The sequence below is a fragment of the Klebsiella sp. CN_Kp097 genome (assembly GCF_040064495.1).
Lineage (GTDB): Bacteria > Pseudomonadota > Gammaproteobacteria > Enterobacterales > Enterobacteriaceae > Klebsiella > Klebsiella aerogenes.
Genome location: NZ_JBEAIL010000028.1, coordinates 76,512 through 86,765, shown reverse-complemented (window position 1 = coordinate 86,765; position 10,254 = coordinate 76,512). Strand labels below are relative to the sequence as shown.

9 protein-coding genes and 1 riboswitch are annotated in these 10,254 nt (G+C 55.5%); of the genes, 2 read left to right on the top strand and 7 right to left on the bottom strand.

What is annotated here, in order from left to right; translation table 11 throughout:
• Positions 1-75: 75 nt before the first annotated feature.
• Positions 76-927, bottom strand: a complete 852-nt coding sequence (murI, locus tag ABLV07_RS21660) for a glutamate racemase (protein ID WP_015703959.1) — start codon at positions 925-927, stop codon at positions 76-78.
• Complete coding sequence (btuB, locus tag ABLV07_RS21655; protein ID WP_015368904.1) at positions 872-2,719, bottom strand: TonB-dependent vitamin B12 receptor BtuB; 1,848 nt, start codon at positions 2,717-2,719, stop codon at positions 872-874. The genes murI and btuB overlap by 56 nt, the downstream gene beginning before the upstream one ends.
• Positions 2,720-2,783: 64 nt before the next feature.
• Positions 2,784-2,972, bottom strand: a riboswitch (cobalamin riboswitch).
• 115 nt (positions 2,973-3,087) lie between these two features.
• Between btuB and trmA the strand changes: the two genes are divergently transcribed.
• Complete coding sequence (trmA, locus tag ABLV07_RS21650; RefSeq protein ID WP_020077583.1) at positions 3,088-4,188, top strand: tRNA (uridine(54)-C5)-methyltransferase TrmA; 1,101 nt, start codon at positions 3,088-3,090, stop codon at positions 4,186-4,188.
• A gap of 52 nt (positions 4,189-4,240) precedes the next feature.
• Here trmA and ABLV07_RS21645 read toward each other — a convergent pair whose 3' ends face one another.
• Both ABLV07_RS21645 and fabR read right to left on the bottom strand, forming a co-directional pair.
• Entirely contained in the window at positions 4,241-4,600 is a 360-nt protein-coding gene (locus tag ABLV07_RS21645; protein ID WP_015368906.1) for a YijD family membrane protein, read from the bottom strand.
• A gap of 15 nt (positions 4,601-4,615) precedes the next feature.
• Complete coding sequence (gene fabR / locus ABLV07_RS21640; protein ID WP_015368907.1) at positions 4,616-5,251, bottom strand: HTH-type transcriptional repressor FabR; 636 nt, start codon at positions 5,249-5,251, stop codon at positions 4,616-4,618.
• Positions 5,252-5,447: 196 nt separating this feature from the next.
• Between fabR and sthA the strand changes: the two genes are divergently transcribed.
• Positions 5,448-6,848 carry a Si-specific NAD(P)(+) transhydrogenase gene (gene sthA / locus ABLV07_RS21635; RefSeq protein ID WP_015368908.1) on the top strand — a complete coding sequence of 467 codons (1,401 nt, stop codon included), beginning with the start codon at positions 5,448-5,450 and terminating at the stop codon, positions 6,846-6,848.
• Here sthA and oxyR read toward each other — a convergent pair.
• The 3 genes from oxyR to argB form a co-directional block, all read right to left on the bottom strand.
• Positions 6,831-7,748 carry a DNA-binding transcriptional regulator OxyR gene (gene oxyR, locus ABLV07_RS21630; protein ID WP_015368909.1) on the bottom strand — a complete coding sequence of 306 codons (918 nt, stop codon included), beginning with the start codon at positions 7,746-7,748 and terminating at the stop codon, positions 6,831-6,833. The two genes, sthA and oxyR, sit on opposite strands and share 18 nt — an antisense overlap.
• Before the next feature lie 252 nt (positions 7,749-8,000).
• Positions 8,001-9,374, bottom strand: coding sequence for an argininosuccinate lyase (argH, locus tag ABLV07_RS21625; protein ID WP_032715408.1), 1,374 nt, complete (start codon positions 9,372-9,374; stop codon positions 8,001-8,003).
• A gap of 101 nt (positions 9,375-9,475) precedes the next feature.
• Positions 9,476-10,252: an acetylglutamate kinase gene (gene argB, locus ABLV07_RS21620; RefSeq protein ID WP_015368912.1), complete on the bottom strand. Its 777-nt coding sequence runs from the start codon at positions 10,250-10,252 to the stop codon at positions 9,476-9,478.
• Positions 10,253-10,254 lie beyond the last annotated feature (2 nt).

The following is a 10,254-nucleotide window of genomic DNA, read 5'->3' as shown; positions in this document are numbered from 1 at the left end:
TAGGGAGTTCTGAGACGTTGACAAGCCCTGTTTTCAAAAAACTTTTCAACCGTCTTTTTTTTGCGCAAAACGCCTTTAAAGCGGTAGTTTTTCCAGCGTTTCAAAGCCATAACGCTGTAAAACGGGTAAAAGCTGTTCAGTATCCGGGGTAATCGCCATGCAAAAAGCCTTATTGGCATCATTCGATTTGGCATCCGGCGCTTCATGCTCCAGCAGCCAGGCGGTGCGTCGAGCAATCGCCGCGCCGGAATCGATAAACCGCGTTCCTTCCGGCATAACCTGTTGCAGTTCTTCCGCCAGGAGCGGGAAGTGCGTACAACCTAATACGACCGTATCGGGCGGTTCCTGCATCCGTAGCCACGGGCGCAGAATTCGACGCAGCTCTTCCAACGGTACCGCTTCGCCGTGCAGCTTCGCCTCTGCCAGTTCCACCAGCTCAGCGGAACCCAGCATTTCGATGCGGCACTCATTGGCAAAGCGGTCAATGAGTTCACGAGTATAAGGACGCTTGACGGTACCGCGCGTCGCCAGCAGGCCGACAATACCGTTCGCCGTTAAGCGCGCGGCAGGTTTAATCGCTGGTACGACGCCGACCACCGGGAAAGCGAACTTTTCACGTAGGGCTGGCAGGGAAACGGTACTGGCGGTATTACAGGCGATGACCGCCAGCGCCAGAGGATAGCGTTGCTGAACGGCAGTCACGATTTCAACAACACGCTCAACGATAAACTCTTCGCTCTTCTCGCCATAGGGGAAGGCAACGTTATCGAAAGCATAAATATAATGTAGATCCGGCAACAGCTGCCGAATCTCGTTATATACCGACAACCCACCGACGCCGGAATCAAACACCAGCACGGTGGGACGTGGATCAGAAGGTGTAGCTGCCAGACAAGGTGTATTCCCGTCCTGCAGTTTGGTAGCCATATACTGTCTCGTAATCTTTATCGAACAGGTTGGCTATTTTACCACGAACTGTGAGATGTGAGGTGACTGGATACGAAACTGCGAGATCCCACAAGCTTACACCGCCCAACTTAACGCTCTCAGGCGCATAGGTTACCGGGTCGTAAGTGTTGTCATAACGGGTGCCAAGATAGTGATAGGTCACCCCCCAGTCGAAATCATAAACCTGCCAGTCCAGCTGGTATTTCACCTGCTGTTTTGCCCGGCGCACCAGCAGCTCGTTGGTTTTCGCATCACGCGCATCGACATAGTCATAGCTGATGCTGTGCGCCAGCGGCCCGGTATCAAACGACGCCGTCGCTTCAATACCTTTAATACGCGCCTTGCCGACGTTGTAATATTTCATCAACTGCGAGTCGTAGTCGATCAGATTATCGATGTCGTTACGATATCCGGACAGGCGCCATGTCACCCCAGACGTCAGGCCTTCAAAGGCCCCTTCCCACTGCTTGCTCTCTTCCGGGTCGAGATTCTGATTACCGTAGAACCCGTACAGCTGGCCGAGATTCGGCGCTTTGTAGGCAGTGCCATAAGAGGCGATAAAGCGGTAGCCGTCGATAAACTCCCACGCGGCGCTGCTCTGCCAGGTACCATGCTGGCCAAACTGCGAGTTATCATCACTACGCGCCGCCCCTTCCAGGGTGAAATCGCCCAACTTTTGCAAGCCGGTGATAAACAGGCCGGTATTACGGATTTCATAGCCATCGGTCACATAGTTCGTGCCAGGCTCGGTGGTTTGTTTTTGCCAGTCAATTCCAGCGCCAACGTTGCCGTGGCCAACATCGACCGTGTTCGCCCACTGCACATTGTACTGTTTCACTTCATCCAGCGTCGCCGAGGTGTCATAGCGCCCCAGTCGCGGATCGTAATTGTAGTCCTTGCTGTGGCTATAGCTGGAAGTCAGCTGCGAGTGGAAGATATCCTGATTAAAACGCAGGCCGGCATCCCAGGTCTGGCTATACAACTGGCGAGTATCGACTAATACGCCGCCATAAGGAGAGCCGTCGTAGGCCGTCCGGTTGTCATAGCCGTACCCACGCACAAAGCCACTCCACTCATTGGAGAAGCTATGCTCCAGCGCGCCGTAGATCGTTTTGCTCATAAAGCCATCGCGATCCGGCTGGCGAACGCCGCCGGTATTGCCTTCGGCGACCACATCAAAGCCTTTGGTATAGGTATAGTCGCCCGCCAGGGTGACGCGGGTATGTCCGCCGAAAGTCTGCTGCGTGCTGCCGCCATAGTTCTGGTAGCCATTTGAGCCCACGCCGGCATTGAGCGTGGTGCCGTCCTGGTCGCGAGTGGTAATAATGTTTACCACCCCGCCGATCGCATCCGAACCGTAGACCGCCGAGCGCGGGCCACGAACGTATTCAATGCGCTGTACCAGAGCGATAGGGAACTGGCTTAAGTCGGAAGAGCCGCTGACGCCCGCCTGATTCAGACGTACGCCATCCACCAGGATTAAGACATGGCTGGAGTTGGTGCCGCGTACGAAAAGAGAGCTCTGCTGCCCCATGCCGCCGTTTTGCGCGATGTCCACGCCCGGCAGGCGGCGCATCACATCGGTGAGAGAGGTTGACTGCCAGCGATCGATATCCTGCCGCGTCACCACGCTCACCGGCGCCAGCACGGTCTCGATAGGTTGCGCCACACGGTTTGCCGTCACCACTAACGTATTTGAATTGCTGTCCTGCGCCCAGCCGGAAAATGCCGTGACGGATAAAGCCGTCATCAGCGAAGCTTTTTTAATCATTGTAAAAGCATCCATAATATAGAGAGGATGCCGCCGGCTCTATCAGTAGCTCGCGATGATAGAAACCAAATGCGACGTATCCGGCAGGTCTTCGGGCTTGGAGGCTGCTTTAAGAAATAATGACTTCCCACGGCTAACCGCAGTGTCTGCACCGAGTGCGCTTATTTCTCGCCTTTCCTTACCGCTGCGCGTCAGCTCCAGATTCGCACTGGATTCCCTATTAACTCAGAGGACCGGTTGCAAGATGCTACAATTAGAAACATATAGATGTCCAGACTGCTATAACGATATTTCATCCGCAACCAGGGCTGGACATCCCCAATGCTTTCCCTACAATCCCCGCGTACTTATTTTATTCAGGATGCATCATGACCCCCGAACACCTCCCTACCGAGCAATACGAAGCGCAACTGGCAGAAAAAGTCGTCCGTTTGCAGAAAATGATGGCCCCTTTTGCCGCGCCGGTTCCGGAGGTATTTCGTTCGCCGGTCAGCCACTACCGGATGCGCGCTGAATTTCGCCTGTGGCACGACGGCGACGACCTCTATCACATCATCTTCGATCAGCAGACCAAGTCGCGTATTCGCGTCGATACCTTCCCGGCCGCCAGCGAGCTCATCAACCAGCTGATGCCGGCAATGCTCGACGGCGTGCGCCATAACCCGGTCCTGCGCCATAAACTTTTCCAGATTGATTATCTGACGACCATGAGCAACCAGGCCATCGTCTCGCTGCTCTATCACAAGAAACTCGACGACGAATGGCGCCAGCATGCGGAAGCGCTGCGCGATGCCCTACGCGCGCAAAATCTCAACGTGCAGCTGATAGGCCGCGCCACTAAAACCAAAATCGAGCTCGATAGGGATTATGTCGATGAACGTCTGCCGGTTGGCGGGCGCGAAATGATCTATCGTCAGGTGGAAAACAGCTTTACCCAGCCAAACGCGGCGATGAATATTCAGATGCTGGAGTGGGCGCTGGACGTCACCAAAGGTTCCACCGGCGATCTGCTGGAGCTCTACTGCGGCAACGGCAACTTCTCGCTGGCGCTGGCGCGTAACTTCGATCGCGTGCTGGCGACGGAAATCGCTAAACCGTCAGTCGCCTCCGCGCAATACAACATTGCCGCCAACCATATCGATAACGTGCAAATTATCCGTATGGCGGCGGAAGAATTTACCCAGGCGATGAACGGCGTGCGGGAGTTTAACCGCCTGCAGGGTATCGATCTGCAAAGCTATCAGTGCGAAACCATTTTTGTCGATCCGCCGCGCAGCGGGCTGGATAGCGAGACCGAAAAAATGGTCCAGGCCTATCCACGAATTCTCTATATCTCCTGCAACCCGGAAACACTGTGCCAGAACCTGGAAACCCTCAGCCAGACGCACAATGTCACCCGCCTGGCGCTATTCGATCAGTTCCCGTATACCCACCATATGGAATGCGGCGTACTGTTAACGAAGAAATAAACGCATAAAAAAACCCGGCGCACGCAACGTTGCCGGGTTATTGCCTGGCGGATTACTCCGCCGCGGTATCTTTGCGGTTGCGCATCTTGTAACCGATCCAGAACACCATCGCGACAGACAGCACCGCCGGGAAGAAGTTAGAGCCGATATCCGGATATTCTGCGCGCACCACGGTGCTATACAGCAATACGCCGAGAATAAAGCAGGCGGCGGAAAGCCCCGGCAGCCCGACCGGCATACTGCGGTTCTGATAGCGCTGGTGCAGGCAGTATACCGTCAGCAGCAGCGACAGAACCGGGAAGATGGAAAAGGGAACGATTGAGCTGAACAGCGCGGCGAAGGTGCCATTAATGGACAGACCCGCGATCAGCGCCAGCAGTAGCGTACCTTTATCTTGAACTGAGTGTTTCATTGCTCGTCCTTCACGTTATTCGGAATGATGTGACATTTTTTCTTGTTCACGGCGATACCAGTAATACGCGCCTTTTGAAATCATTCTGAGCTGCAGTACCAGCCGCTCTTCCAGTTGTCGGCGCTGCTCCGGACTGACGTCCAACGCTTCCGCACCGGCGTTGAATACGATGGTGACCATAGCTTCAGCCTGCGCTTCGGTAAAGGCGCGCGGCATATGGTTTTCGAGTTCTAAATAGTCGGCAAGTTCCGCGATGAAATGCTGGATCTCGCGCGCTACAGCGGCTCGAAACGCCGCGGATGTGCCAGAACGCTCACGCAACAGCAGGCGGAAGGCGTTCGGGTTGTTACCAATAAACTCCATAAAGGTAGAGACGGAGGTGCGGATCACGCTGCCGCCTTTCGCAATGCGCTGGCGCGCCTGGCGCATCAGCTGGCGCAGCATTAGCCCGCTTTCGTCTACCATCGTCAGGCCTAACTCATCGACATCGCGAAAATGACGATAAAAGGACGTCGGCGCGATCCCTGCTTCCCGCGCAACCTCGCGCAAGCTCAGGCTGGCAAAGCTTCGCTCAGCGCTAAGTTGGCTAAATGCCGCTTCCACCAGCGAGCGGCGGGTTTTTTCTTTTTGTTGTGCTCTTACGCCCATCACGATGTATGAATCCTTCCAATAGCCCTGTCGGCACTATACCAGAGATTAAAACTAATCGGTTTGTACTGGATTGTGAATGATTGTTTATGAGCCGTTTCTGCTTTTATGCCGCAAAAAAGCACAACGATAATTGGGTTAAAGCTCGCCAAATGTTATCATCGTGTTTATTTTGTGTATAAAACAGGTGAGTAATGCCATGTCACACTCTTGGGATTATGATGCAATAGTGATTGGTTCCGGTCCTGGCGGTGAAGGCGCCGCTATGGGACTGGTGAAACAGGGAGCTCGTGTTGCCGTTATCGAGCGCTACCATAATGTCGGCGGTGGTTGTACCCACTGGGGAACCATCCCGTCAAAAGCGCTTCGCCATGCCGTCAGCCGTATTATCGAGTTTAACCAAAACCCCCTCTACAGCGACCATTCCCGTCTTCTCCGTTCTTCCTTCGCCGACATCCTCAACCATGCCGACAGCGTCATTAACCAGCAAACCCATATGCGTCAGGGTTTCTATGAGCGCAACCACTGCGAAATTCTGCAGGGCAACGCCCACTTTGTTGATGAGCACACGCTGGCGCTGGAGTGTCACGATGGCACCGTAGAAACGGTCACCGCCGAGAAATTCGTTATCGCCTGCGGCTCGCGCCCGTATCATCCGGCCGATGTCGATTTCCACCACCCGCGTATTTACGACAGCGATTCCATTCTTAGCCTGCACCACGAACCGCGCCACGTGATCATTTACGGCGCCGGGGTGATCGGCTGCGAGTACGCGTCGATCTTCCGCGGTATGGAGGTTAAGGTCGATCTGATCAATACCCGCGATCGTCTACTGGCGTTCCTCGATCAGGAGATGTCCGATTCGCTCTCCTATCACTTCTGGAACAGCGGCGTGGTTATCCGCCATAACGAAGAGTACGAGAAAATCGAAGGCGTCGATGACGGCGTGATCATGCATCTGAAGTCTGGTAAGAAGCTGAAAGCTGACTGCCTGCTGTACGCCAACGGTCGTACCGGTAACACCGATACGCTGGCGCTGGAAAATATCGGTCTGCAAACCGACAGCCGCGGCCAGCTGAAAGTAAACAGCATGTATCAGACCGCTCTACCGCACATCTATGCCGTCGGTGACGTTATCGGTTATCCAAGCCTGGCGTCAGCGGCTTACGATCAGGGACGCATCGCCGCGCAGGCGCTGATCAAAGGCGAAGCCTCCGCGCATCTGATTGAAGATATCCCGACCGGGATCTACACCATTCCGGAAATCAGCTCGGTGGGTAAAACCGAGCAGCAGCTAACCGCGATGAAGGTGCCTTATGAGGTAGGTCGCGCACAGTTTAAACATCTGGCGCGGGCGCAAATCGTCGGTATGAGCGTGGGTACGCTGAAGATTCTGTTCCATCGCGAGACGAAAGAGATCCTCGGCATCCACTGCTTTGGCGAGCGCGCGGCCGAAATTATTCATATCGGCCAGGCGATTATGGAGCAGAAAGGCGGCGGTAACACCATTGAGTACTTCGTTAACACCACCTTTAACTACCCGACCATGGCCGAAGCCTATCGGGTAGCGGCGTTAAACGGCTTAAACCGCCTCTTTTAACGCCTTATCGAAGTGGCCATCCATAGTACTGCGGATGGCCTCCGCCAGATGCTCATAGCGGCTACGCAGTGGCGAACCAGGACGATAAACCAGCCCGATGGTGCGTCTTGGTTCCGGCTTAATGCACGGAATATAGACCACGCCATCGCGTTTTCTCTCCTGCGGCACCGCCAGCGCAGGCAGCAGCGTTATACCACTTCCGGCGGCAACCATGTTACGCAGCGTTTCAAGGCTGGTCGCGCGGAAGTGGGTATCTTCGTCCGCACCCGCTTCAAAGCAGAAGCCCATCGCCTGGTCGCGCAGACAGTGTCCGTCTTCCAGCATCAACAGCTTTTCACCCGCTAAATCCGCCATCGGCACGCGATCGCGCTCTGCCCACGGATGGTCTTCGTAGATAGCCAGCATCATCGGCTCATCGAACAGCGGCACTTCGATAAAGGCTTCACTCTCTTTGACCAGCGCGAGGATCGCACAGTCGAGCTTACCGCTATCGAGCTGCGCCAGCAGCTGATGGGTTTGCGCCTCATGCAGATACATTTCCAGCTTCGGGAAAGTCTGATGCAGCATCGGAATTATGTGCGGCAGCAAATATGGCCCCACCGTCGGGATCAGGCCGATATGCAGCGGCCCGGACATGGTTTCCCCTTGCTGGCTTGCCATCTCCTTGAGCACTTTTACTTCGCGTAGCACGGTACGCGCCTGATCCACCAGCAGCAAACCCGCCTGAGTGAACAGAACCTTACGGCTGGTGCGCTCCAGTAACATCACCCCAAGTTCATCTTCCAGCTTGCGAATTTGTCCGCTGAGCGTGGGCTGACTGACGTGGCAGGAATCTGCCGCACGTCGGAAGTGGCGATGTTCAGCCAGCGCTACCAGGTATTCAAGATCGCGAATATTCATTATTCATCCTCCATCGCCACGATAGTCCATGGCGATAGATAGAATAGCAACGAACGATTATCCCTATCAAGTTTTCTGTTCAATAATAACCACAGAAACGAGGAGAACATCTGAAAATCATTGAGTCGCCTCACAGTTTCCCTACCCGAACAACTAAAGCCAACGTGAACTTTTGCGGACCTCGTGTCCGCTTTTTTTTGGCGTAAAAAAGCCCGGGGATTACCCAGGCTCATTCAACATCGGTGTAATCTCTTACACCAGGCGCTGTCTGGCGTCGGCAATCGCCTGCGCCACCTGCTGCGGCGAGACGCCGCCTTTGGCCGCACGTTTATCAAGGCAGGACTGCAACGACAGGATCGGATAGACGTCATCGCCGATAACGTTGCTGAACTTTTGCAGGTCGCTTAACGGTAAATCTTCCAGCGCTTTGCCCTGAGCAATCGCTTCAACCACCGCTTCACCGACGATATGGTGTGCTTCGCGGAACGGAACGCCTTTTGCCACCAGGTAATCCGCCAGCTCGGTAGCGTTGGCGTAACCCTGCTGCGCCGCTTCCGCACAGCGCGGACGTTTCACCTGGATACCGTCCAGCACCAGCGCCGCCATGTGCAGGCAGTCGAGCCAGGTGTCCAGCGCATCGAACAGCCCTTCTTTGTCTTCCTGCATATCTTTGTTGTAGGCCAGCGGTAGCCCTTTCAGGGTCATCATCATGCCGGTCAGCGCGCCCTGCACTCGGCCGCATTTACCGCGGATCAGTTCCAGCGCATCCGGGTTTTTCTTCTGCGGCATCAGCGACGAGCCGGAAGTAACGCGATCAGAGAGTTCAACAAAACCCGCTTCGCCGGTATTGAAGAAAATCAGATCTTCGGCAAAACGCGACAGGTGCACCATGCCGATAGAGGCATCGGAAAGCAGTTCCAGCACGTGATCGCGATCGGAGACGCTATCGAGGCTGTTACGGGTCGCCGATGCGAAACCCAACCAACCGGCCAGTTGTTCACGGTCGATTTCATAAGCGGTTCCCGCCAGCGCGCCGCAGCCCAGCGGGCTGACATCGAGGCGCTTGAGCGCGTCCTGCAAACGGCTTTCATCACGGGCCAGCATTTCAACGTAGGCCAGACACCAGTGCGCAAAAGTCACCGGCTGGGCGCGCTGCAGATGGGTATAACCCGGCATCACCGCATCCTGATTGTTGCCAGCGGTTTCCACCAGCGCGCTTTGCAGTTGGCGGGTCGCGGACAGCAGCTCGGTGACGGTCTCTTTGCACCACAGCTTGAGATCGGTGGCGACCTGGTCATTACGGCTACGCCCGGTATGCAGTTTTTTGCCCAACTGGCCGACTTTATCGATCAGTTTCCCTTCGACCCAGCTATGGATATCTTCGGCATCGCTTTCAAGGATTTGCTGCGGGTTGGCGCGTACCTCTTCCAGCAAGACGTTCAGCGCCTCTTCCAACTGCAGCTGCTCATCGGCGGTCAGTACGCCTACGGTTACCAGCGCTTTGGACCAGGCGACGGATCCCACGATATCCTGTTCCGCCAGACGATAGTCAAAGCGTAAAGAGTCGTTGAATTGTTTGAACCGCTGATCTGCTGCCTGTGTAAAACGCCCGCCCCAAAGTGCCATAACATGCTTCCTTTATTCGTGAGTTCTGCCGGGTCGCGCTGCGCTTACCCGGTCTACGGTCTTATCGCCCCGGCAAGCAACGCGCCGCCGGGCATTCAATCTTAAGCCAAAATACGCGTACCGATCGGGGTACCGTTAAATAATGCCGGCAGCTGCTCGGCATGGCGCCAGGAAGCGATATCCACCGGGCGGCCCAGCTCGCGCGCCGCGTCCAGCGCCGCGTTCACTTTCACAATCATGCCGTCGGTAATAATGCCCTGTTCAATCAGTTGCTCGGCCCTGGAGGCGGTCATTTCCGCAATCCGCTGACCTTTACCGTCTAGAATGCCGCTAACATCGGACAGCAAGATAAGATCCGCGCCCAACGTCGCCGCCAGCGCCGTCGCCGCCTGATCGGCGTTGACGTTCATCAGTTGTCCTTCGTCGGTGACGCCAATCGAGCTCACGACAGGCAGGTAGCCGCCCGCCAACAGCGTATTGATAAGCGTCGGCGAGCCTGCCTGCGCTTTACCGACGTGGCCCAGTTCTTCATCCAACTGAGTCACCTTCACGCTATCGCCATCGCCGAGGAACAGCCCTACCGAGGAAAGACCATGCTTTTTCGCCCATGCCAGCAGCGTTTTATTGGCCGTTCCCGCCAGCGCGCCGGTAATGATGTCAATCTGATCGGCAGGCGTTACGCGCAGGCCATTTTTCTTTTTCACCGGCAGATTAAGCTGTTTCATCAGCTCATCCACCACGCAGCCGCCGCCGTGGACGATAACCAGCGGACGCTGGTGTGTTTCGCGGTAGTGCACCAGCGCAGTAAACAGACGCTCCAGCGCTTCTTCGCTATCCAATAACACGCCGCCAAGTTTGATAATCAATGGATTGTTCATCA

What these genes read in the sequence shown, in the direction of transcription:
- murI (WP_015703959.1), bottom strand. Translation starts at nt 927, where the DNA reads ATGGCTACCAAACTGCAGGACGGGAATACACCTTGTCTGGCAGCTACA.
- trmA (WP_020077583.1), top strand. Translation starts at nt 3,088, where the DNA reads ATGACCCCCGAACACCTCCCTACCGAGCAATACGAAGCGCAACTGGCA.
- argB (WP_015368912.1), bottom strand. Translation starts at nt 10,252, where the DNA reads ATGAACAATCCATTGATTATCAAACTTGGCGGCGTGTTATTGGATAGC.
- sthA (WP_015368908.1), top strand. Translation starts at nt 5,448, where the DNA reads ATGTCACACTCTTGGGATTATGATGCAATAGTGATTGGTTCCGGTCCT.
- ABLV07_RS21645 (WP_015368906.1), bottom strand. Translation starts at nt 4,600, where the DNA reads ATGAAACACTCAGTTCAAGATAAAGGTACGCTACTGCTGGCGCTGATC.
- oxyR (WP_015368909.1), bottom strand. Translation starts at nt 7,748, where the DNA reads ATGAATATTCGCGATCTTGAATACCTGGTAGCGCTGGCTGAACATCGC.
- argH (WP_032715408.1), bottom strand. Translation starts at nt 9,374, where the DNA reads ATGGCACTTTGGGGCGGGCGTTTTACACAGGCAGCAGATCAGCGGTTC.
- btuB (WP_015368904.1), bottom strand. Translation starts at nt 2,719, where the DNA reads ATGATTAAAAAAGCTTCGCTGATGACGGCTTTATCCGTCACGGCATTT.